Here is a 25758-nt window from a genome sequence, read left to right on the forward strand (position 1 = left end):
ATATGTCTTTAATTGAGCAATTCTACTCTGATGATGTTTTTTGCAGGTATATTATCGAATCTGAAAATGTTTCCCACCAGGATAATTGCAGGGTTCCCTGCCGTTGAGGTAGTTTCTATCATTTTTTCGATCGTTCCCTGAAACACACCGGTATTGTTGTAGCCACTGGCAAGTGTTCCGTCTGTATTGAGTACCATAAATCCCTGACGGAGGATATCCCTGTATTTATTAAAGCTTCCTGCAACGATTATTTTTCCGTTATTCAGCTGTCCAGCATAGTTTACAATACCACCACTAAGACTTGGGAAAGTAAAACCTGCTGTCAGGCTGCCATCGGTTTCTAGCATGGCAACCCCTGTACGCGGTTGACCGTTAAAAGTTTTAAATGGCCCTGCAACCAGTATTTTTTTTGTTGTAGCATTATAGGTAATCGAAGTAATCTCGTCGTCTGCTCCCGTGCCTATATTGAAAGTCGCATCTACCGAACCATCCAGATTTATTCTCACCAGGCGGTTTCTGCTTATCCCGTTAAAGCTGGTGAAGGTACCGGCCAGGATAAGCTTTCCATCGGGGAGCTGTATAGCATCGTTTATAATCCCATTTGCACCATTAGGACTTTGTTTGGTTGCTGCATTATAGTGAAAGGTCTGGTCCATCGATCCATCCATATCCATACGTACCATTTGCCTCATCAGCACGCGGTCATATACTTTAGCATCATAGGTCGAGCGCTCGTAAAAAGCCCTTAAGTAATAATCAAAATTCCCAACTGCGTAAACCTGGTCATTGAAAGTGAAGATTTTTTTGATTGTGCCCTGTACGCCGCCATTAAAACTCGGCACTGTATCCCTGTTTTTTGAAGGATCGTTAGGTGTTGCATTTACCACATCGATGATTGTTGAGTCGAGCGTTCCGTCGACATTTAACCTGGTGAGGCTGTTTATATTGGCTCTATTGGGCCGTTTTGTATTAAAGCTTGAAAAATTACCGGCAATTAAAAACTTCCCGTTTTGCGCACCGCTTGAAATGCGCTCTGCTGAATTGAGCAGATAATTAGCCCCAATACCAAATTTTAGTGTTGTTTCTACTGCACCGCCAGCATTGATTTGTGCAATGTTACCAACAGGGAGATCCTTTGTTGCCTTATTTTCAAAATCGGTAAATGCTCCAGCCAGTATATAACCGCCTGAAGCCAGGCGCAGGATATCATATATGGTATAATTAGAACCATTAACAACCTGAAAACCTGCATCAAGGCTTGTCTTGCCGGCAATCTGTAATGTTGGCCCAAAAAAGGTTTGATTATCGAGGCTCGCATCATCAACAGTTACCCAGATGCCCCCAGTACTTGCATTCAAAGGAACTTTAAACTGCAAAGTGCTATCGCTATAGTTTAGCACTTCTGCCTCAAGTTCATTCACATACAATTTAAACTTATCCTTGTACTTGAGTAGCCCCCGGATATTAACATCAACCACATCGCCTGAGGAGGCGATGGCCGGACTAGGCGCTTTGGACCTGAACTGGATACCAAGCGATTCCTTTCCATTCGCATAAGGATCCTTCAGTTCTACTTCGTTTTTTTTACAGGCAAACAAAAGCGTTGCCAGCAGGAAAAAACCAATCTGAAAAACACTGGTCTTATATTTATAATTAAGATATTTCATCTGCTAAATTGCTTTAATTAAATTATTTACTGAGCCGGCATGATACCGCTTGCCAATACATCGTTGATAAAAATATCATTGACAAATCCGAAATTGTGCTTATTTACCAGGGTACTCCCGGATAGAGTGGCCTGCCGGAGTACATGGATAATTCCGTTGTTTGGTGCAATATCTGATGTGGCCACAGGTATATTCACCAGGCTCTGCTGTGGCTTGGTGAAATCTTTTATATAGGAAAGAAACAGCTGCCTGTAACCTGCGTATTTGATACTTGTACTCCCGCTTGAAGCATCATTAAAGATTACCCCAATATTCATGATCCGGCCACCGCCATACGATGAATAAGACTGGCCCGGAAAAGCGGTGTAGGCAAGTGTATCAATCTGAGGGTAATCTTTCAACCGGTTGGTACCTTTAAAAATGTACAGCGAGAGGGTTTTACGCCAGACCTCAGGTTTTATTTGCGATAGTTGTTTAACTGTATCACGGCCGTTCTGCAACAGATAGGCATTCAGTGCTTTTACAGATTTATAAATAGATGAACTGGTGGGTGCAAAAAAAGTTACATTCTCCTTATCCAAAACCTCATTCATACCGGCAAGTGCAATAACCCTTACGGTAGTATCGAACATGGCAGGTTTTGATTTTAAATACTGGAGTATGGTTCCATTGTAATTTGGTGTTAATACACCAGAGTCTACATAATATTCTTTATTGCATGCACTGGCCAGAAAAAGTAATACTGCCAGCACCAACAGGTTAATATTTTTATGCTTCATTTCTTATTTTTTTATCTCCAGAAATTGTTTAAGGTCATATTGGGGTTGTTATTCAGCGCCGATTCGCTGATTGGCCAGGTCCAGGCTCCGGCGTTGAAGTCTGCAACACCTATAGGATGATCGGAGTATTCAGAATTTAAGATCCTTTTGGTACGTACCAGATCATAAAAATACTGCCCCTCACAAAACAACTCCCTTACGCGTTCGTAATAGATATCGTCTTTTAACTGGTCGCCCACTGAACTAACCGGGGTTGCCTGGGCCCTTCCCCTTACCTTATTTAGAAATGTCTGGGCTGTTATATTATCGTCCAGATTTGCTGCTGCCTCTGCGGTTAGCAACAGGGCATCGGATAAGCGGAATATAATGCGGCTATCGTCATGGGAAATCGAATTATTTGTACCACTTGGATAGGTATTCGAAAACTTTTTCAACTGGAAAGTATTGTTTCCTAACTCAGCATTTTCAAACCACAAGGCCCTGCGTACATCGCCGTTTCCTGCCGGAAAAACTTTCTGCATGAATTTAGTGGTAAAGTACATCTGAGAGGTGGTGGTGGTTACTGTGCCACGAAACGGATACCTGGAGAAGAATGTTGAGGGATTATCATACTGGGAAATTACCTCTCCATAATTTGCATTCGAAACTATTTCGAAAAGACTTTCTTTGGTATTGCCTTTGAAGATTTTCTTATTATTCTCAGCTGTGTAATCCAAAAGACCATAATCCGGGTAAGCAGCAAGCTCTTGTCCATACTTGAGTACCTGCTGATAATAGGCTGTTTTATCGCCGCTGTCAAAACCGGCCGCCCACATATTCATGTGCATGATCAGTGCCAATGCTCCTCCCCGCATAGCCCTTGTTCCAACCTGACTGGCATCCACATAAGTCACCGGTAAATCGTCTTTAACCGCAGCCATATCGGCAATGCAGCTTTTCATTACTGTAACCTGATTACTTCTTCCAAGGGGCTGATCGTTGTAGGCGTTGGTATAATACGGTACGTCTCCATACATTCTCACCAGAAGGAAGTAACATAAATTCCGGATAAATACGCCTTCGGCCATATACCTTTTCCGATCTTCATCGCTAATGGCTGAGGCTGGCATTTCACTTACTTCTTTGACCAGGATATTGGCACTGCCAATAACATCGTAAAAAGGCTTCCACTCCGTAGCACCTTTGAAATTGTAGAAATAACTATTGCCATTTGAAGATGCTATAGCGCCTTTAAGGTCGTTATTGATAAAATTTGTAAACCCCGCGTTATTGGCAGCATTTACCACTGGGGCGCATCTGATGTCGGCAAAAGTAAAAAAGGTGCTGCCGTTAGCGAGAATTCTGCTCCTGAGTTTAATGTAAATCCCACTGATAAATTTCTCTACATCTGACGGACTCTGCCAGTAGTTATTACCCGAGAGGTTATCAATTGGCGTAACATTCAGAAATTTTTTACAGCTGAAAACACTGATGGCAATAATGAGCACAAATATGATTTGGGTTATTTTTTTCATGATGAAACTCCGGTTAAAATTCTAAATTGAGACCTAACACAAATTGTTTACTTAATGGATAACCGCCTGAACTGTCACGTCCGAGGGCCGTTACCGCCTCGGGATTTGGCCCTGAGTAATTGGTAATGAAACCCAGGTTTTGTGCAGTGACATATACATTGGCGCGGTTGATCCCGAACTTGCTCGAAAAACTTTTATTCAGGGTATAGTATAATTTCACCGAATTGAGCTTAAAGTAAGTACCATCTTCCTGAAACAAGGTCTGACCATAACGGAAAGGATCCACTATACCAGCCCTGGTATAATCGAAAGGATTCGGATAAACCCCGCTTGTACCCACACCATTCCAGTAGCTGTAAGCAGATAAGGGTACCAGATTACCGAGCCTGGTTGGATTATTAAAATTCCTGAACTGTGCAGCAAGGGCGTTATTTAATACATCCCTGATCAATGTGAACGAACCATTTACCTCGATACTCCAGTTCTTGTAGTTCAACATCGCGCCGATACCCCCGGTAATCTGAGGTTGCGAGTTGCCAGCCACCACCCTGTCATTTTGATCGAGTATATAATCGCCATTCAGATCCGTGTAGATTGGGTCGCCGGCCCGGAAATAGTTCTGCACATTAGTGCCACCTGTGCGGTACCGTTTACCTGTCATAGGGTCAATTGGCACATCATCGGTTGTTTTGTAAACACCTTTGGTATTATACAGAAAATTCGATAATGAATTGATGCCCAGCCGGTAATAGATATCCTGATTAAAGTCGGGGTCAAGTGCAATAAGTTGTCTCGCGCCGTCAGGCAATGCAGCCAAAACTTCCCTGTTAATCGCCAGGTTGGCATAAACATTAAGTTTGAATGGACTATTTGGGTTCAATGGTCTTGAGTTAACCTGAAATTCCCATCCATAATTTACATTACTGGTTTCTACGGTGGTTACATTCGCAAAAGAGTTAATATTGGCAATTCCCTTGTCGCGGAAGATGTTATCTACCTGTTTGTAATAAGTATCGAAACTTACGTTAAGTTTATTCTTAAAAATACTAAAGTCGAGCCCTGCGTTTAAAGTTGTATTTCTGGTTGGTTGTAAGCTCAGGTTTGGTAAACGGTTCTGATCAATAACTACCGATTGGATATTGTTATAGGCACCACCACCAAAATATCTTCCGTAAACATCGTAGATACTTCCGTTTGGCGTGATGTTACTGCCATAACTCAAACGGATATCCCCATAATCCAACCAGTGGTTACCCTGTAAGAAGTTTTCCTTGTCAAAATTCCATTTTACCGAAACGGAAGGGTTTTTCACATAACCAGCCAAAGGGCCATTGGTTGAAGTTCCATCCACACGATAGTTAACATCCAATACATACTTTTGCTTGTAGTTATAAGAGAACTGTCCGGCAAAGCCAACAGAGCGGAAATCGCTGAAATTATCTAATGTACCTCCAAGCGTTTGGTTATATGCCGGGTTATGGGTAACCGGGCCACGGATGTAGCCATTTACGGTACGGTCATTTAAAATCGCATCTGCCTTGAAATTTGAGCTGTTAATCTCGGTAAATGCAAAGACACTAAAATTATGTGCCGGCTCATTTGCCTTATCGTTTATCGTAAAAACATAGCTCAGGCTGCTCCTGTTATATAGTTTGGTAGAGCGGTCGTTATAAGAATAAAAATTAGCAAATCCGCCGTTGATAGCTGCTGGCACAAAATTATCTCTGGTGCCGGTAATATTGGTATAATTGACTACCGTACTTGCTTTAAAATTCTTTAAAATTTCATAATCGAGCTGTACCACGGCAAAGGTGTTTAATGTTTTATTGTCATTATCACTTTCGGTGGCCCCTTGCACCTGGTTTACAGCAGAATACAGGGATGGTGGGGGTAGTAATGATGAAGCGCTCCCCCCACTGGCAACCCCGGTATTAAAAATACCATTACCGCTTCCGGTTTGCTGTTGTTGTACCGAATTATTTAACTGCCCCAAAATTTTAAACTTACGGCTGGGGTTGTACGTCATTGTGGTATTTAAAATATACCTGGAATAGCCTGTATTGCGTTGTACACCGTCCTCATCATATAAACCTAAAGCTACTTTATAGTTAAAGGCCACATCACCACCCGAAATGGAAAGGTTATGGTTCTGGTTATAGGTAGGCCTGTAGAAATATGACTGCCAGTTTGTAGAGTTATTATAATAGGCGTTTAAACTATCAGATAGAAAATCTACGGCATTAATGGTGCCCAGTGCGTGATAATAAGTAGAATCATACTGCATAATCTGCTTTAGCCTTACATTACGCTCTTCTATTCCGCCAATTACCGATCTGAGCTGTGGCACAGTACTTAAAAAGGCTGAGCCCTGATACCTTACCACCGGCACTTTAGAGTTACCGCGTTTGGTCGTAATCAGAATTACGCCATATGCACCCCTTGAACCGTAAAGCGCAGTAGCAGCTGCATCTTTAAGCAGCTGGATTTCTTCTATATCTTCTGCCGGGATTTGTGATGCCGGTGAAGTACCAGGTCCGGCTTGCTGAAAGCCATAAGAAAATGTAGCATTGTCATCTACCGGTACACCATCTATCACATATAAAGGTGAAGTAGGAGTTAAATAGGCGTTGTTGCCCGATCCGCTAACATTGATGTTTGATAAACCACGTACCTGCACAGATCCCCTGAAACCTGGTGCACCGGTGCTGTTTTGTATATTTAAACCTGCAACCTTTCCCTGCAACAAGGAAATAGCATCGCCGGCAGGCTGCCCCTGGATATCCGCACCTGAAATTTTAACAATTGAACCTGTAGACAGTGTCCTGGTTTTGGTTACGTAACCTGCCGAAACCACTTCGACTGTTTTTAAAGTGTTACTATTCAATGGCTCCAGGCTGACAGTAAAATTACGTCTGCTGTTCACCTTAACCGTTACCGGAGCCATTCCTACATAGCTAAATTTCAATTCGGCGTTCGGAGCAACCGTCACCCTGAAATTTCCGTCGTTATCTGTTTGCCCGATAACCTGGTTGGTGGCTACAAGCAGGATAGTTACCCCTGGCACTGTTTCTTTTTTAACAGAACTGGCATCTACAACCTTTCCTGTTACCGCAATTTTTTCCTGCGCCTGTACTTTGCCGAGCAAACAGGCAAATATCATCATGACTGCAGTGATATATCTTATCATAGTTATATTTTGCTTGATTTTAAATACTGTCTCCATTAGTCGTTAGCAAATCTTGGTTTCTCTGTTTTGAACCAGAATATGATTTCCCAGTCGCCCTTTTCATAGATATTATAATTTAATCCCAGAATTGATTTTTGCAGGGTATTTCCAAATCCTATGCGCTCAAACCGGAACATTGAGCTAGCCTGAGCTCCTGAGCTGGTAGTATACTTTGTTGGGTAATCATTTAATGGAATTGGATAGGCAACCTGATAGGTTACTTTTTCGGCCGTTTTAACCATATTGAAACCGTGCACCACATTTTCCCATTGCGTGGTTGCGAACTTATTAGGGTCAATAGTGCGGAAAAGCGTATCAACAAATTTGAATGATATCGTATTGCCGGGCCCGCCGGTAACCTTGTTAAATAAGACCTGAATATCTGATGAACCTAAAAACCTGTTTGTGCGCTCACCTCTGATGTTACTCACTACCGAAGGATTGACCGATGTCCGCACCTCCTGCCCTGTAACCGGATCGAAGTTTGAAGGCTCGTATGGCCTTTCTCTAAATGGCCTTAAACGCATTTTACGGAAATAACGTTTCCCACCAGAATTAGACATTTCCACATCGAATACATAGCCTGAATCTGGTTGTGATTTGACAAAATCAGACTTAGCAGCATCCCACATTAAAAACTGACCTGAATGCTCACGAATCTCAAAAAGTTTATGGTTCTCTACCCCTCTTTTACCTTCTATCTCAGCCAGTGATTTTTCAGTGCCATCATAAGCCTTTTTCCAGATTTTTACCGGGAAATAATCATTCAGTTCTGGTGCTGCCTCCCCGTTAAATCTTCTCATATTCACAATTTTGAAGTCGACAGGTAAGGATGAAGTTCCAGGATTAAAATTTCCACTAAACAAGTTGTTTCTACCTAAAACAGGTTGGTAAAGGGTTTGGGTAAACTGCGTGTCCTTGCTTAAAGAAAGTGAATCGTCGGGTAAATTTTTTCTGCAGCCGGCTGCCACTACCACCAGAAGCAGTAGCCCATAAAACGGCTTTATTTTATTTATAACTGATCTCATGTTATTATTTATTTAATTTGATCGTAAAATCACCAAAACCGAAAATGTGGGTAGGACTTAAAATATTAATGATCCCATTACTGGTTCTGATATTTACCGCGTTGGTTAAGCTTCTCTGCCAGTTGGTTTTGACCGTAAGGTTCTTAGGATCTGAGAAAGTTATGGTAACCGGTCCTCCTCCCTGAAAGCCTGATGCATTTTGCTTTTGATATTGAATGTGCATCTGATAATTGAATTTAGCGGTACGGACATAACTACCATCCAGGAAAGACTTATAGTAATCAGTGGTATTCATCCCGGCGATAATGTACTTATCCAACATGGTTTCCAACTCCACCTGATCGGCATTCTCTAATGTTATCTGAGGTTTGTTTTGCTCGGTCCTGATCTGGTTCAATTCATAAAGCGCTGCAGCAAAATTCTCGTTAGTAGGAGCAAACAAGGTAACCTTGCCGCTATTGAGCAGTTCTTTTAAATCAGGGCTCCTGTCCAGAACCTTTAATAAGGAGCTGAATGTGGCTGGTTGCGTTTCCAGATACCGAAGCACATTACCGTTAAATTCTTGTACCTCGTTTTGGTAATCACGATAAGGAGAGTCTTTTTTACAGGATGGCAATACCAGGCAAGCTATAGCCAGTATTAGCATCGTTTTTATTTTTATGATTGATTTCATCGTTTAGATCGCTTATTTCCAGAAGTTATTTTGTGTGATGGCAGGGTTGGCATTAATCACATCCTGTGAAACCGGCCAGTAAATAGCGCCTGCACTTTCTGCCTGGGCAAATGTTAATGGCTGTCCATTCTTAGTGATAAATGTTCCGCTGGTCCGCTTGATTCTATTATATCTGATCAGATCATACCATCGCCAGCCTTCGCCCATTAGCTCTCTTCTTCTTTCAGCAAAAATTTCATTGATCAGATCTTTGGTCGATCCATCCGGATATGGAATATAGCCCCTTAGTGCTGCAGCTTTATTTAGCGCCAGTACCGCACCTTCTTTCTGCCCCATTACCGCCAGGGCTTCGGCTCTGAGCAGCGTAATCTCTTCGAGACGGGTAAATAAAACAGCAGATGAGAATACGGCATAATCGCTGGTATTAGCTACCGCCTCAATAATCTTAATTTTGCTGAACATTGGGCGCTGAGTACCGTACTGAGTGAAATAGTTTTCGCGGTAAAGCCCTGTCTGGGGATCAATGCTAAACCTCAAATCGGCAGGATTAGTAAAAATCTTTCTAATGCTGTCTTTTGGAACAAAAATTTCGGGCAGTACTTTAGGTACAAACGGCGAGGCCAGGGTAAGCTGCTCGATATGCCCATTTGCTGAAGAATAACCGTAGCCGTACTCAAAAGCAAATCCTAAAAGCTGTGTTGCACGTTTATAAGCAAACGGATTAACCTGCTGCGTTTCGTTTGTACGTACATTTAGCGTAAGCTCATTAATAGTAAGGTACCTGCAGTTATAATCGGTTACACCGGGCTCAACCAGCTGAGTGTAGTTATCTAACACAAACTTGGTATAAATATCAGTTTCAAGATAATTTTGTTGCCATGCAGTAACATGGGCCAATAGGGAATACACCGAAATCCTTGTCATCAAGGTACCATACCAATTGGGATCAGTACCTGTTGTCAAACCGTAGTAGGCCCCGGGCAGAATTACATCTGTACCGCCATATCTAAAAGGCAATACCTGGGCTGCTGCCAATAATTCGGTTTTACAGAAGGATAATACCCGCTCTTTTGAAGTGCGTGGTGCCTTAATAAAATCGCCATCGTGCGTTGTGGTCAATAATGGTACATCTCCCCAGATGCGAACCATGTAAAAGTAGGCAAAGGCCCTTAGCGCCCTGGCCTGTGCAATATCTACATTGTTATTGGCCTGAGTGTACCTGTTATCTGATTTTACAATTTGAGGTGAACGCTCGATAAATATCGTGGTAGCATTAACAACAGCGTAAAATCTTCTCCAGTTTGTAATGCTGTTTATTACCGGGTAAGATGCATTTAAACGGCCTTCAATAATAGCTTGCAAATCTGCTCTGTTGGTTGAAAGAAAATCTCCATTCCGCAAGTCGCCCATTAGCCAGTGGCCATTATCAGCTGCCAATGCATTTCTCATTAATGCATACATGCCTATTAAATTGGCCTTCGCATCATCAATCGTTTTCCATGAGTCCGTTTCCTTCTGCAGTCTTGTAGACTGCGTCTCATCTATTTTTTTGCATGAACCGCAAAATAAGACCACGGCCAGCGTAAGGATAATGACGCTGATGCAGCGTATCCTGTTATATCTAAAATTAAATGTCATGCTCAATGTGGATTATAAATCAAGTTTAAAGCCTAATACGAATGTTTTGGGTATGGTTATATTGGCCCCATCATACATTCCATTGTAGTTAACAAGCTCTGGGTCTACCCCTGAAAAGCTGGTTACTGTCAGCAGATTCGTGCCACTAACATATAAGTACGCCCGTTTTATCTTCGCTTTGTTTTTAAGCATGGCTGTAAAGTCGTAACCGAGGGTTACCGATCTTAACTTCGCATAGGATGCGTTTTCCAGAAAGAGATCCTGATCTTCACGGTAAGGCACTACTGAGCTAAATGGGTTGTATATTGGATATTGCCTGGCTGCATCAAAAGACTGCCACGCTGTAATTTCACGAACGGAAGTGATATTATTTGCCGACTCCCTGTTGATAAAATCATAGCGGGCTGCGTCATACTGGTTAATGGCCTTTTGACCCAGGGCGAAAAAAATATTAAAGTTAAGGTCAAATCTTTTATAACTGAGCGTATTACTCCAGCCTCCGATAATTTTGGGTAACCTATCTCCTACGAGTGTTTTATCGTTCTGGTCTATACGAAAATCCTGATTCACATCTTCCCATCTGGGGTCTCCTGCTTTCAGGGCAATTCCGTTAAAAGTCATTTTCTGACCTGTTTGCGGATTTACAGGAATCTCAGCATCGCTTGCGTAAATGCCCTGATTGGTGTATAACCAATAAGACCCCGCAGATGCACCAACCTGTAATTTATTGTTTTGGTAGATCAACTCCTGCAAGCCATTCGGTAGTGCATTAACCCTATTCTGGTTATAACTCAAATTTAAACCTGTTTGCCAGCCTAAACCGGCCTTACTTTGAACCGGTACGGCAGTTACCAAAAACTCTACACCCTGGTTGTTGACATCCAGTCCGGATTTGTATTCTGTTGTATAGCCAAGCTCCTGGGCCACCGGAAGATTGATTACCTGACGCTTATCATCTCGGTTGTATACAGTTACAGCAGCAGTTAACCTTCCCTTCAGCATGCTTGAAGAAAGGGTAATATTCGTTCTGTCAGAAACCGGTAATGGTATATTATAGCCTACATAACCTGATGTATATGGACGAGCCACTCCGATAAATGAGCCATATCCAGGCAATGTGGGCTCATCTGTCCAGCCATTAACCGTAGTATACTGCGGGCCAGCGGCAAAACGGTCATCCATAAAAGGACGCATTGTTCTTCCCCACCCGGCACTCAAATCAAGCGCATCTATAAAATCACTTGAACCGAGGAACTGATGTTTCAGGCTCCAGGATGCACTGAAAGATGGAGCAAATAACCAGCGGCTATCAGGCTGGCCGTTAGATGATCCATCCCGGCGCAAAATCGCATCAACGCTGATTAAGTTTTTATATTTATAAGATCCGCTTGCATAAAAGGAAAACAACCGGCTGCGCTGTTTATCCAAAAACCTGAAAACATAAAAATCTCCATACGCATTCAGGTAATCAAAACCGGAATTTGCGTTTCCATTAACCTGTATAATCTTAATAAAATCATTAGGCCCGTTATAGCCCCGTGTGTAATTGTATTTGTAGGTATCAGACTGAAAGGATTGACCCAAATCAGCTTTTAGTTTATGAAATTTACTTCCCAAATCAAACTCATAACTTGCGCGGTTATCCAGAATCAACCGCTGATTATATCCAAAATAGTTAGATACATAGCTAATACCTGCCAGTAAAGTCGATGGCAAAAAGACATCTCTGATTCCTTCTGTGTAATCACCCAACAGGGAAGTGGTCAGGGTAAGCCGCTTAAATTTAGCGCTGAGGATAAAATTTCCATTAATTCCTGTGGTACGGTTTAAATCAGTCGCACCATCTACTATTGCTAAATAGGAACTGTAATTATCAATATTTGGCGACAGGGGATTTGAAGTATCGGGGATATATTGCGTCTCGGCGAAGCGATCCCGGAGACTACGGTTACGATCCCTGTCCAATCTGATTGCATTGATCGAACTCGACACGGTAAGCCACTTGAATGGTGCCATGTTCAGGCCAAAAGATAAATTGTAACGGCTCAGGCCAGTTTTATCGGCATTACCGGCATCCTGAGTTGCAGAGCCATAGAACCTGAAATTTGCGCGTTCAGAACCACCGGTTATGCCTAAATTAACGGTATAGCTGGGTGATGTCTGGTAATAGCGGTCATCCCAGTTAGACTTCCCAAAGTAATCAAGATTCGTTGAATCTCTCAGATAGCTGGCGTAGGTATTATAATTAGCCGTAGTGGCATATTTTTGATAGAAAGGCTTTCTGAAGTTATTTTCAAAAGCGCCATTCGTTGGCGACACCCCGGGTTGAAGTGCATACCCATAGTATGAATTTAAGCTAATTTCCCTCGAGCCGCTCTTCGCATTTTTTGTAGTGATGTATATCGCTCCATTGGCCGCATTTGGGCCTAGCTTCGCAAGCTCAAAGGGATCTTTGATCACTACGACTGAACTTACATTATCGATATTAATCTGCGATAGGAGATTATTGGCAGGTCCGATACGGGTGTAGTCATATTTCTGCACATCATACGCAAAAGGATGATCCTGTGCTAACGGTACGCCGTTTAAATATACAGCCGGTTGCAGACTATACATATCCTTTTTAGCAAATATAAGCCCTGACGGCCCTTGTACGATCATGCTTTGCTCCGATCCGGGCTCACCCGAGGTTTCCTGCACGTATACCCCTGCCAGGTTTCCTTTTACCATTTGCTGAAGTGAAAGGTTAGGTACATTTTTCGATCTGAAAATATCCAGAGTATCTCTCAATTTGTTGAATCTGACCAGGGTCTTCATCATCTCTCCGATCGTATCGGGTTTACTGACCTTTTTAATAGTATCTTGTTGCTGAAAAAGGCGACTTTCAACAAGTAAATGCTTATTTACTAAGTTGGCTGAAGCAGCTTTAATTCCAAAAACAGATAAGAACAAGACATATATAACGCTTGTAGAAACTTTAACCATTTTAAAAGAGTTAATATTAAAAAAATTTAATTGTGTGGCTGGTGATCTCCTGGCGTTGAGGATTTTCTAACGAAAATTGTTGCTAACAGCCTGGCAATCCAATAGTTTATATAAACTGGCTATTATTCGTCAAATCCGGTCTGCGATAATGAACTAAGGGGTTTAATCTTTGAAAGTAAATTTTGGTCATATGTTTATTGGTTTGAAATTTGGTTATTTTGTTCTGTTAACCCGGTTTAATACTTTTCGTTCGTTATACCGACGCAAATTGTTTACAATAATTAAAATATATTAACTAATACTAAACAATATGCAGCTGCAGAATACCAGCGCTTATGGCGATATTTTGCAAAACGACCTCGTATGCTAATGGACGTCCGTTTAAAAGGCAGTCTGCAAACACACATGGTCTGTAATACTCAAAACAATTACGAAACCTGGGTTAGTTTAAAATTTGGTTTCTCAATATTAGGACTATAATAAAGCAGATGCTAAAATTTAGCCATACAAAGCTCATATCAAATTAATGTACACGTAAAAACCTCTGATACAAACCATTAAAAACAAGCAGATAATATAAATGGATGTAGTTTATTACGCTAAACCAATCGTACTTTTGGATAAAAGCGACTGCAACCAAGGCTCAAAACAACCGACTGAAGAAATTTTGGCGGTATAGACAATCTTTCTTTTAATTGTAAAGCGGTTTATTCAGGAACCAGGGTTATAATATAATTTTTCCCGTATGCATCATGAACAAAAATGCCTCTCATTGTTGCGATGATCATTATCATTTACTTATATGCCAAAAGACGTAAAACCAGCTGCTTTACTGCAATCATTTTTTACTGTATGGCAGGGATCGCTATCCATAATCTATATTTATTAAAAAACAAGCCATTCTTCATCAGCACTTTAGCCATACAGAATACTGTTCAGATTTTGTATCCCGCTTTGGCTTCTTTCCAGCTTACTTAAGAATATTTTTGCAGAAACAACATTCAAACTTTAACCGCTTATAAATTTTAATGACCAGGAAATATTTAATTATACCGGCAATACTATTTGCTATCAGTTTAAAGGGCTATGCCCAGAAAGCAATCGAAATTGCGACCAAAAACAATGTACTCATTTTAGCAACCGATCAGGAGCAATCCTTATTATCGACTTATCTGGGTAAAAAACTCACCAATAGTGAAGAATACCCCGGCATTCAGCAGTTAGATAAGTACAAGCCCGGATCAGACGACCTTTTAAACAAGCGTGAAGCCTACATTGCCTCCGGCTCAGTTAATTTACTGGAACCTGCTTTGAGCGTAACCCATGCCGATGGCAATAAATCGACCGTACTGGCCTTTAGCGAAGTAAAAACAGAACAGCTCGATCAAAACCGCAAACTCACCAGTGTGATACTTAAAGACCCGAAATACAATTTCAGGGTTATCCTTAAATACCTGGCTTATTACAACGAAAATGTAATTGAGCAATGGGCAGAAATTACACACAACGAGAAAGGTAGTGTAGTGCTCAATAAATATGCTTCGGCCAACCTCACCTTAAGCGGTAAAAAATTCTTCTTAAAAAGCCATTACAGTGGTGCTACACGCGAAATGCGTTCGGAAGAGCAACAACTTTTGCACGGCATTAAAACCATCGATTCGAAACTCGGTACCCGCACCAACCTGCTCCACTCCTCTTCCTTTATGCTCTCTATCGATCAGCCCGCGACAGAAGACCTGGGCGAAGTAATTGCCGGATCGCTGGAATGGACGGGCAATTTTAAACTAGAATATGAAACTTTCGACGAGTATTATGTTCGCGTTACTGCCGGTATCAACAACTTCTCATCAAACTATACCCTTAAAGCCGGTGAAAATTTCGTTACCCCGCGCTTTGTTTATACTTACTCCTCTAACGGAAAAGGCGAAGCGAGCCGCAACCTGCAAAACTGGGCGCGCAATTACCAGCTAGCCGATGGCAAAGGCGAGCGCGCTACCATTTTAAATAACTGGGAAACCACTTATTTCGATTTCAATGATGAGAAATTAAACGAACTGACTAAAGACACCAAAAAACTGGGCGTTGATGTTTTCCTACTTGATGATGGCTGGTTTGGCAACAAATATCCGCGCAATGGCTCTACATCGGGCCTGGGCGACTGGCAGTACAACCGGCAAAAGCTCAAAAACGGCATCAGTACTTTGGGTAAAGAGGCTACAGCCAGTGGCGTAAAATTCGGTATCTGGATTGAGCCCGAAATGGTTAACCCCAAGAGCGAACTTTACGAAAAGCATCCCGATTGGGTAATCAGGCAGCCAGAGCGCAAAGAATATTACATGCGCAACCAGCTGGTGCTCGATTTAAGCAATCCGAAAGTACAGGATTTTGTGTACCAGACGGTTGAAAATCTTTTTAAAGAAGTGCCTGAGCTTGCTTTTATTAAGTGGGATTGCAATTCGCTAATCTACAATGCGCATTCGCCAACGTTAAAAAATCAGGACCATTTTTACCTGGAGTATATCAACGGGTTAAACAATGTACTGGAGCGGATCAGAAAAAAATACCCTAAAACCCCTATGATGCTTTGCGCAGGAGGCGGATCGAGGGTAGATTATGCTGCACTGAAATACTTTACCGAATTTTGGCCCAGCGATAACACCAACCCTTACGACCGTATTTTTATCCAGTGGGAATATTCGTATTATTTTCCATCTATCGCTGTCGACAACCACATTACCGACATGGGTAAGCAGCCCATTAAATTTAAAACCGATGTGGCCATGATGGGTAAACTGGGTTACGATGTTCGTGTAAATGAACTCAGCAAAAACGATCTGTTGTTTAGCCAAAATGCGGTGCAAACCTACAACAGTTTTAAAGATATTGTTTGGCACGGGCAGCAATACCGCCTGCAGGATCCTTACGAAAACAAAATCGCTTCCATTGCTTATGTGGATGAAGCCCAAAACCAGGCCGTAATTTTTAATTATTACGTGGCAACCCTGTTTACCAATGGCGTTATTTTGCCCATCAAACTCAAAGGATTAGACCCGGCAAAAAAATATAAAATCGAAGAAATTAACCTCTACCCCAACACCAGATCGCCTATAAATAAGGAGAAAGTATATTCGGGCGATTTCTTAATGAAAGTTGGTTTTAACCCGGAAGTAAACAGTAACAGAACAAGTGTGGTATTATTAGCTACTGCTATAAAAAATTAATGAATAAAGCCATGAGAATCAAATTATGTTGCGCCTTAATTATGTTGGCGATAACGGTAAGCACAGGTAAGCTATTAGCTGACACTCACAAGGAGGTATATTTACCCAAAAAAATCTCTACAGTACCTGACAACAATGATTTTAATAATAACAACAGCGAGTACAGTAATAAAAGGAGTATCCAATCTGAAAATTTTGTTATTTACTGGGCAAAGGAATATGGTAATGATCCAATGGTAAACAGCAATCCTGAGAAAAGATTTAATATTGCCAGAATGTTACCAGAACTTGAACGATATTACAATTATTACGTCAATGAACTGAAAGTTTTGAAGAAAGGTCAATCGATTAGCGACCGGTATAAGATTTTGTTTTTTATTAATGGTGGTACTGGCACCACAGCCTATGGTTGGGGTGAGGAAGAAAAAGTTGGCATTTTATGGTCGCCGGCTGTACGTATTAATAAAGAACCTTATGGCGTACTGGCCCATGAATTGGGGCACGTTTTTCAGTTTATGGCAAAATGCGACAATAACAATACTTGTTTTGACGGACCAATTAACGAAATGGGTGCCCAATATCTGCTATGGCAGGTATACCCCGATTGGTTAACTTTTGAAAACTTTCACCTCAAAGGTTTTATCAACCATACCCACCTGGCGTTTTTACATCCTGAAAACCAATACCATTCACCATTTTTACTTGAGTATTGGGCAGAAAAACACGGTAAAGACTTTTACGGCAAACTATTGAGGGCGGTACAAAAAGATGAAGACCCTGTGCAGACTTACAAGCGAATCACAAAAATTTCGCAAGATCAGTTTACTGCAGAAACTTTTGATGCTGCAAGGCACTTTGTGAGCTGGGATCTTAAAAGGATAAAAGAAATTGCCAGTCCTTATGCAAATCAACACCATACCAAACTGACTTCGATGACTGATGGCTGGTATCAGGTTGACGCAGAAAATTGTCCGGAAAACTACGGATACAACGCCATTAGACTTAAAGTACCAGATACCGGCAGCAAAATAAGTTTACAATTTAAGGGAGTTGCAGGCATGCCTGGGTTTTACAATGTCCATCCGGAAATAGCAGGTTGGAAATATGGTTTTATGGCCTGTAGCACAACAGGAAAACGTAGTTATGGAAAAGTATTCGATGAGAACAGCAAAGCTCCTTCGTTTACCTTGCCCAAAAACACCAAATATCTCTGGCTGGTTATAACTGGCGCACCCAAACAGCATCTTACACTTGAAAAAAGGGCTAAACATTATGATCAATGGCCTTATCAGTTTAAACTTGAAGGAACGGATATCGAAAAATAAATCAATCTGTTTTTAAAATCTTCTCTTCAAAACAATAAACCTGACCGAACCGAAAATGGTATCGGCCAGGTTGTTTTTCACAGGTAGAATTTAATAGGCGTAAAGCTCGGCGATAGCAGCAAATTGGGTACCATCCCAGGCATTAATCATATTTGCTTTAAAATAGCGGATATTTTTGGTGCCCCCTAAATTAATATAGTTCATTCCATCATTGCTATTACTAAGCGTAAAGGTACCGTAGCTGGTAAAATTTACACCGTCGGTACTGCCCAGAATCTCAACAGTTTTTACAGCCCTTCTGGTAGAACCTTCGCGGTGCTTCCAGGCAATACCGTTAACAGCCTTAACTGCCCCCATATCAATAACCAGGTTATGTGGATATGAAACCGGATTGGTAGACCAGCGCGAATGCCAGAAAGTTGTTGTATTTCCATCTAACACAGCTGTTGCCGGATTGCCAGACTGGGTAGCACTAGAAGAGGCAATTGTCCAGCCAGTTCTGCTCAGATAATTTGTCTTATAACCAAAGTCTAAAACAGGTACATTACTTGCATTAAAGTTATAGGTATATAGGAAATCTGTCCGCGAACCATTAGCATGTACAAACTTCAGTTTCATCTCATAAGGGGTTGCACTGGTTTTGTACTCCAACTCGTTGATTGGCATAGATACGTAAAAGCTGTCAGTGCCGATTATACCTGATTTCCAGGTAATCGCATTATAATCTTTATTGGTTCCAACCCCTTCATTGTTCACATTAGGATCGTTATAATAGGCAACAGCGGTAACCGGATTACTGGCACTAAATTTACCAGAAACAACCATAGCGCCCGTAAGTGCATCATAATTTGCCCAAATCCTACTTATCGAATTGGTCACTGCACCGTAATAGGATCCTGCATCTGTATTGAAAACACTTGCACGGTCCATAATAGCGGCATCGGCTGCCGTTAAAATTGTTGGTGTTTTACCCAAGGTATAATTGCCCAGGTACATCAATGCTTTCCCTATGGTATTTGTTTCTGATACTTTTTGTTTATCATGTGGCAAATTAAAAGCATGGCCCAATTCATGTATCATACCACCTACGTATAAAGTCCAGCGGTCTCCTTCGGTACCTGCAGCGCCTTTGTGGTTCAGGTGCATACCATCATAGTAAATGGCATAACACCAATGGCCTGAGCCTCCGTAAGGACCTTCGATAAGCGAACCATCCGGGTTATAACCATAAGGAGGAGTTAGTACTAAAGTATGGGTACTGCTGTTTTCGGTGGGGTTAGCCGCAAAATAAGTATTAATTTCTGTCGCCATCAGGCCGCCATTCCGACCATAATAGCTTGATGGTTGAGCTCCGCGAACTACAGAGATGCGCACATTAGCACCATCTTTGTACAAGCCAAAAGTTTTGTTGGTATAACCATTTCGTGTCATTTCATCTTTAAACCACTGTTGGGCATAAAGCATTATATCGCTTAAATTGGTTTGGTAGCCAGCCAGGGTATCCAGATCATTAGGAATAAAATAGACAACATTCAGATTATAAGTCCTGTCGCTGCTGAAGCTAAGGTTTTGCGCAATTGAGGCTTTTTTTGTGCTCTTTAGCGTACTGGTATTTAAATCTTCTGCAATTTTGTTTTTTTTACAGCCAAACATCAATAAAAAGCCGGCCATTAATAAAATAGTTGTTTTTTTCATAATTGGAAATTTGGTTAAGGTTGCATGTTTGTTTCAAATCACTTAAAAGGATACCAAAAACATCATAGCTGAACTTAAGCGTACAAAAGTGTTTTGGATCTTTTCATGTAGAGTTGGTTTTAAATAAAATCAATTTATTCCGGCCAGAACATATTGTTGGTTAGGTTGTTGCCCTGCATAACTTTCGGTTACCCAGGGAACTTTAACATCTAAGTTATGTAGCGTGTAGACAATTAGTCACAATTCTTAAGTCCAAATCATGCAACAAAATAAAGAACACCTAAAAAACTAATTGACAGATAGTTATAGATATAACAAAATCAAAATGGACGAGAAATCATACAAATTAGTAAGCTTTATCAGCAATTCGGTTTGGCATAAATGCCGTTACCGTTAAAAAATCTCCCTGGTTGATAAATCCTGAAGTATAGGCGATACAGCTTTACCTATCCCGCTGAATAAAATTTTGATCCCCATCACCTTACCAATCGTCTTGTTGTAGCTGACTTCCAGCACCTTTTTCTGATTTAGTATCAGTGAAACATGTTTATTTACCACGCGGATTTCAATATCGCCGCCATTTACGGGGTCGAATGCCAATGCGCCCAGGAATTGTTCGGACCCAATCACCCGTTTTTCTGAAAACTTATACTCTGAAAAAGCAACACAGTTTTGCCTGTTGAGTGTTAAAAGGTGCCTGTGCTTTTCTCCAAGGATAATGATTGTTGTTTCCACACATTGTGTTCCTGGCCGGCTCTGTTCGGCAAAAACACGGCATTTGAACGAAAAATTATCACCACTGATACCTGAAGGCTTAATGTTGCTGTAGCCTACTAAAAATGGCTTATTGGTTGCCAGGCCGGCAGAATCCAACTGCTTTTTTGAAACAGAAATATTTTTAGGATTTAAAGGCTTAAGCCCTGCAATTGGAAAGGCCGTGGAAGTGTCGTTTCCTGAATTTGCAACCCAGCCTTTTGTTTGCATGTAAACCGCAACCGTATCGATGGGCTTGTTGCCGGCTAACAACGTAGCATAAACCACACCAGGGTTTCGGAAGAATTTAGCCACTTCTTTGCGGCCACTTATCTCCGCAGTAGTAGCCTCATCCATGAAATCTATGTGGTATTGGCGATCTGAATCGCCAGTTGATTTGAGTTTAAATACTGCCGTGTGCGGTACGCTTCCAAAAGGATTTTCACATACCAATTCTGCCCTTTGAGCATCAAGACCATTATTTTTCCAAAACAGGAAATAAATTGAGATTGCAACCGAAACAACAATTAAAGAAAGGATTAGCGCCATTACTCTGCCATTGGCCTTTTTCTTCTTAAGGGGAAGCTGTGGTTCAGGAATTGTGACCGTTTCAGTGACAGTTCCTTTTCCAACAGCGTTTACCAGCTCAAATTCATGCCAGTCACGATATCCGATAAACTGTGCCAGCGCATCACGCGTAGCTTTCTGGGGAAAATAACGTTGCGGGGTTTTCAACTGCCCAAACAAGCGTTTTAATGTATTGATACTCAGGTAAACTTTTGTCTGGCTACCCAGCTTGCTGCTCAAAGCATTGTAATCAGATAGCCTCCAGTCCTCAATAGGCTTGTCGCCCATTTTTTCGATTATTTTCTGGCAGCATAGATCCAGCGCCTCGAAAGCAGATTGATTATTGACTAGGGAAGCGTTGGAATCCATTTGGTTATACTTCTGTTTTTACTGGGCGATGATTAACAAAATAGCTGCTTGTATGCCTGCAAAAGCAATTTACACATACTAAACATCTGTTTACAAACATAAAAAAATATGGTTAATATCAGGACTAAAACTCCAGATGTTTAGTATAGCCAAAACTTCTGCCATTAAAATTCTCAGGTTTATTACGAGATCCCGAGGTTTCATGTGATACATAGGCATAGATAAAGTTAAAAGAGCCTCAGCTAGCTGATCTTACTGGTGCTAAAACTTTCAAAAAACACAATAATCACTTTGCACACAACTGAGTCAATCATCCAAAAACAAGTAACAACAAAAATAAAAATCTGATAAACAAATATTTAACTATACATTTTTCTGCGATACATTTGGATACGATCAAATGCTATTTTAGTGCCGGATAGACCTATCTTTATCTTAATTTCTAAAGAAATAAACGATACTAATCAACTTTTTACACAAAAAATTAGCGCAATGTATATGGAACAGAAACATGAAAAAACAGGTATATCCAATATGCTTACTACTTCAAATCCGAAAATAACAGCGCAAATACGCAAATCCACAAATGCCTAAAAATTCATCAGCATAACAGATCCCGGTTTTGCAATCCATAACAAAAAATCACAATCAACTTCCCTACGCAGCAACCCAAACAAATGAAAAATAAAATAATCCTACTCTTATCCATTTTGACAATATCTGGCGTAGCCAAAGCCCAGAATAGCAAAAGATGGGAACTCAAAAAAAAGGAAAATGCTATTTACTGGCAGGTTAAAAATAAAGATACCCACCAGGATCATATTGAGATGAGCGGCTTACAGGTATCAGGTATCATTACTTACGGCACGGATAACAATGGTATGCTCCTATTGAATAGAAAGCTTGTTTTTCCAATGCTCAGAACCATCCCCAATAATACCCATGGAAGTCTGATCAGGGAGTACAACGACAATTCTTTACTCCAGATTAGTGCCGATGGTAAACAGATGCACGAATATCCTGAACGATTTACCCTCAATGGAACGCTTAGCATCGAAAGCAGAACTGATGGCCCGCTCAAGATCATCAGAACTATTTTCCCTTCAACCGATAAAGCAGCCATTATCGAAAAGATTGAATTTAAAAATAATAGCAACTCCGCTGTTAAATTATCAATTGAAAACCATTTCCCGGAATATCGTACCGACTCTGCCAAGGGGGTTTATGGCACCTACCTTGTGGCTGCATCTGCAAGCCCAATTACCGGACAGCTCGTTGCCCCAGGTGCATCATTTCAATATCAGATAGCATTTTACGGCCGCAAAATCACTGACCAGCCCTATAACTTCCATGCAGATTTCGAGCAGGAAAAACGCATGGCTTATTTAAAGGGTCTGCAGCATTCCCTACAACTGGTCACACCCAATGATACAATCAACAGCCTTTTCGCCTTTTCTAAAATCAGGGCAGCAGAAAGTATCTACGATACTAAAAATGGATTGATGCATGGCCCTGGCGGAGGTAGCTACTATGCTGCTATATGGGCTAATGATCAGGCTGAATACGCCAATCCATTTTTCCCATTTCTGGGCGACATCAACGGTAATGAATCGGCAATAAACAGCTTCAGGATGTTTGCAAAATATATGAATCCTGAATACAAACCTATACCGAGTTCGATCGTGGCTGAAGGTACCAGTTATTGGAATGGCGCCGGAGATCGTGGCGACATGGCCATGATTGCGTACGGTGCCTCCCGTTTTGCACTGGCCAAGGGAAAACAAGATGAAGCAAAAGAGCTTTCCAGCCTTGTTAAATGGTGCCTGGAGTACCTCGACCGCAAGTATAGCCCACAAGGGGTAATCCGTTCAGATGCAGATGAGCTCGAAGGCCGGTTTCCGGCAGGAAAGATTAATCTGGCAACCAACACCATTGCCTATGCAGCTTATCTTTCATCAGCCGACCTGATGCAGGCTTTAGGAAACAATTCACTGGCTACATATTACCGGGAAAAGGCAAAAAAACTAAGAAAAGCGATAAATGAATATTTTGGTGCTAAGGTTGAAGGTTTTGAAACCTACCGTTATTATGATGCCAATGAAAAGCTAAGGGCCTGGATTTGCCTGCCACTGGTTTTTGGCATTAACGAAAGGGAAGAACAAACTATAAAGGCACTGTTTTCGGATAAACTCTGGACCTATAATGGAATATTAACTGAATCGGGAGATAAGACCTTTTGGGATCGCGCCACGTTATACGCGTTCAGGGGAATGTTTACCTCCGGACAACAAGACAAGTATATGCACTATTTTGACTATTACAGTGCTACAAGACTTTTAGGCGAACACGTGCCCTACCCCGTTGAAGCATGGCCTGAGGGTGGGCAAAGGCATCTCTCGGCCGAGAGCGCGCTCTACTGCAGAACCATTACCGAAGGGCTATTCGGAATTACCCCAACCGGGCTTCAGCGCTTTGCTATTAAACCGGCAATGCCAGCTAAATGGGCTTTTATGGAACTCAAAAATATCTGTGCTTTTGATCGCGTATTCGATATAGTGATTAGAAGGAATGGAAAAGCATTTCAAATCGACATTAAATTACAGAATGGAAAAACCATAAACCGCACCTGGAACGGCAAAGAAGCATTAACCATCAACTTATCCGATACACATGAAAAATAAAAGGAAACAAAAATGGATTTTGATAATGGGTATATTGGCAATTTTTGCATTTTACGCATTTAAACAAAAACGCGAAAAAGCGGAGCAAAAGCGCCCCAATATTCTGTTTGCCATCATGGATGATGTTACCTACCAGCATTTGGGAGCGTACGGCTGCAGCTGGGTAAAAACGCCCAACTTTGACCGGATTGCCAAAAACGGGTTGTTGTTTAAAAACGCCTATACCCCAAATGCCAAATGTGCACCTTCCCGCTCATGTATCGTTACCGGTAGAAATTCCTGGCAGCTTGAGGAGGCAGCAAATCACTGGTCCTATTTTCCGGCTAAGTTTCGCTCATTTGCCGAAGTGCTTGCCGAAAACGGCTATCAGGTAGGATTTACCGGAAAAGGGGTAAGTCCGGTTGTAGCCAAAAATACAGATGGATCGCCCCGCCAGATGCTGGTGAATGCTTTCAACAAAATTACTACCGTACCACCAACACCGCAAATCAGCAATGTAGACTATGCGGCTAATTTTACCGAATTCCTTAAATCAACAAAGGGAAAACCATTCTTTTTCTGGTATGGCGGATTAGAACCCCACCGCAGTTATGAATACGGATCGGGGCTCAACAAAGGTGGTAAAAAATTATCCGATGTTCCGGATACAGACATTTATCCGTTCTGGCCTAAAGCAGATTCAGTTAGAACGGACTTGCTTGATTACGCATTTGAAATCGAGTATTTTGACAAACAGTTGGGCAAAATGCTCAAACAACTTGAAGAAAACGGGCAGCTTAGCAATACCCTTATTGTGGTAACCTCCGACAATGGCATGCCATTCCCAAGAGTCAAAGGTCAAGAATACGAGTATTCCAATCACCTGCCATTAGCCATGATGTGGGCCGATGGAATTAAACACCCCGGCAGAAAGATTGATGATTATATCAGTTTTATAGATTTTGCACCCACCTTTTTACAGCTGGCAGATGTCAGGAAAGATAAAAACCCAATGGCAGCCATTACAGGTAAAAGTTTGGTTGATATCTTTTCTTCAGACCAATCTGGCATAATAGCAAAAGACCGCAATTTTGTGCTGGTTGGTAAAGAGCGGCACGATGTAGGCCGTCCAAACGATGAAGGTTATCCGATTAGAGGTATTTTCGAAGAACACATGTTATTTCTGAAAAACTTTAAACCAGACCGCTGGCCTTCAGGCGACCCGATTACCGGTTATCTGAACACTGATGGCAGCCCAACAAAAACGCTGTGCCTGAATAATGTTTATGCTACTGACGACAGGTTCAAATACTGGTTATGGAATTTCGGAAAAAGACCAGATGAAGAATTATACGACATAGCCAGGGATCCGCAATGCATGAACAACCTGATTCATCAATCCAAATATCTGGCAACAATCAAAAGGTTAAGAACAAAAATGCTGGCGAAACTTACCGAGCAGCATGACCCCAGGGTATTGGGTGAGGGGGATATTTTCGACCATTACCGGTATTCAGATACCAAAAGTGTAAATTTCTACGAACGCTATATGGCCAAAGACCCAACATTAGGTAAAGGCTGGGTGAATAAAACTGACTTTCAGGACATTTCGAAACTCCCAAATGCCTTAAAATCCCGAAATAAGTAATGTAACGAAT

At 41.5% G+C, this 25758-nt stretch carries 14 protein-coding genes; 4 read left to right on the forward strand and 10 right to left on the reverse strand.

The window, feature by feature from the left end; translation table 11 throughout:
- Nucleotides 1-8 precede the first annotated feature (8 nt).
- The 8 genes from OC25_RS07665 to OC25_RS07700 all read right to left on the reverse strand — a co-directional run bounded on the left by OC25_RS07665 (nucleotide 9) and on the right by OC25_RS07700 (nucleotide 13510).
- Nucleotides 9-1667 carry a DUF5008 domain-containing protein gene (locus tag OC25_RS07665; RefSeq protein ID WP_039473744.1) on the reverse strand — a complete coding sequence of 553 codons (1659 nt, stop codon included), beginning with the start codon at nucleotides 1665-1667 and terminating at the stop codon, nucleotides 9-11.
- A gap of 26 nt (nucleotides 1668-1693) precedes the next feature.
- Nucleotides 1694-2446, reverse strand: coding sequence for a fasciclin domain-containing protein (locus OC25_RS07670; RefSeq protein ID WP_039473745.1), 753 nt, complete (start codon nucleotides 2444-2446; stop codon nucleotides 1694-1696).
- An 11-nt stretch (nucleotides 2447-2457) separates the two neighbouring features.
- Nucleotides 2458-3960 (reverse strand): RagB/SusD family nutrient uptake outer membrane protein, encoded by a 1503-nt coding sequence (locus OC25_RS07675; protein ID WP_039473748.1) that lies wholly within the window; start codon nucleotides 3958-3960, stop codon nucleotides 2458-2460.
- Between the two features lie 13 nt (nucleotides 3961-3973).
- Nucleotides 3974-7147 (reverse strand): SusC/RagA family TonB-linked outer membrane protein, encoded by a 3174-nt coding sequence (locus OC25_RS07680; protein WP_167335376.1) that lies wholly within the window; start codon nucleotides 7145-7147, stop codon nucleotides 3974-3976.
- A 35-nt stretch (nucleotides 7148-7182) separates the two neighbouring features.
- Nucleotides 7183-8214, reverse strand: coding sequence for a DUF5007 domain-containing protein (locus tag OC25_RS07685; protein WP_052266037.1), 1032 nt, complete (start codon nucleotides 8212-8214; stop codon nucleotides 7183-7185).
- 4 nt (nucleotides 8215-8218) lie between these two features.
- Nucleotides 8219-8887, reverse strand: coding sequence for a fasciclin domain-containing protein (locus tag OC25_RS07690; protein ID WP_039473754.1), 669 nt, complete (start codon nucleotides 8885-8887; stop codon nucleotides 8219-8221).
- Nucleotides 8888-8899: 12 nt separating this feature from the next.
- Complete coding sequence (locus tag OC25_RS07695) at nucleotides 8900-10348, reverse strand: RagB/SusD family nutrient uptake outer membrane protein (RefSeq protein ID WP_052266038.1); 1449 nt, start codon at nucleotides 10346-10348, stop codon at nucleotides 8900-8902.
- A gap of 189 nt (nucleotides 10349-10537) precedes the next feature.
- A complete protein-coding gene (locus OC25_RS07700; protein WP_082018542.1) occupies nucleotides 10538-13510 on the reverse strand; it encodes a SusC/RagA family TonB-linked outer membrane protein in 2973 nt (990 codons plus the stop codon).
- 1028 nt (nucleotides 13511-14538) lie between these two features.
- On the opposite strand from OC25_RS07700, the gene OC25_RS07710 reads away from it, so the two are divergent.
- Together OC25_RS07710 and OC25_RS07715 are read left to right on the forward strand one after the other, a co-directional pair.
- Nucleotides 14539-16731 carry an alpha-galactosidase gene (locus OC25_RS07710; protein WP_039473760.1) on the forward strand — a complete coding sequence of 731 codons (2193 nt, stop codon included), beginning with the start codon at nucleotides 14539-14541 and terminating at the stop codon, nucleotides 16729-16731.
- A gap of 11 nt (nucleotides 16732-16742) precedes the next feature.
- A complete protein-coding gene (locus OC25_RS07715; protein WP_039473974.1) occupies nucleotides 16743-18056 on the forward strand; it encodes a DUF6055 domain-containing protein in 1314 nt (437 codons plus the stop codon).
- 90 nt (nucleotides 18057-18146) lie between these two features.
- Here the strand turns inward: OC25_RS07715 and OC25_RS07720 are convergent, their stop codons facing one another.
- Nucleotides 18147-19751, reverse strand: a complete 1605-nt coding sequence (locus OC25_RS07720; RefSeq protein WP_039473762.1) for a discoidin domain-containing protein — start codon at nucleotides 19749-19751, stop codon at nucleotides 18147-18149.
- Between the two features lie 393 nt (nucleotides 19752-20144).
- Nucleotides 20145-21440 (reverse strand): hypothetical protein, encoded by a 1296-nt coding sequence (locus tag OC25_RS07725; protein WP_039473765.1) that lies wholly within the window; start codon nucleotides 21438-21440, stop codon nucleotides 20145-20147.
- A gap of 677 nt (nucleotides 21441-22117) precedes the next feature.
- On the opposite strand from OC25_RS07725, the gene OC25_RS07730 reads away from it, so the two are divergent.
- Together OC25_RS07730 and OC25_RS07735 are read left to right on the forward strand one after the other, a co-directional pair.
- Nucleotides 22118-24121 (forward strand): glucosidase family protein, encoded by a 2004-nt coding sequence (locus tag OC25_RS07730; RefSeq protein WP_039473769.1) that lies wholly within the window; start codon nucleotides 22118-22120, stop codon nucleotides 24119-24121.
- Nucleotides 24111-25748 (forward strand): sulfatase family protein, encoded by a 1638-nt coding sequence (locus tag OC25_RS07735; protein WP_052266041.1) that lies wholly within the window; start codon nucleotides 24111-24113, stop codon nucleotides 25746-25748. The genes OC25_RS07730 and OC25_RS07735 overlap by 11 nt, the downstream gene beginning before the upstream one ends.
- Nucleotides 25749-25758 lie beyond the last annotated feature (10 nt).

Origin of the sequence: Pedobacter kyungheensis (assembly GCF_000812965.1) — a bacterium.
In the GTDB taxonomy this organism is placed as follows: domain Bacteria; phylum Bacteroidota; class Bacteroidia; order Sphingobacteriales; family Sphingobacteriaceae; genus Pedobacter; species Pedobacter kyungheensis.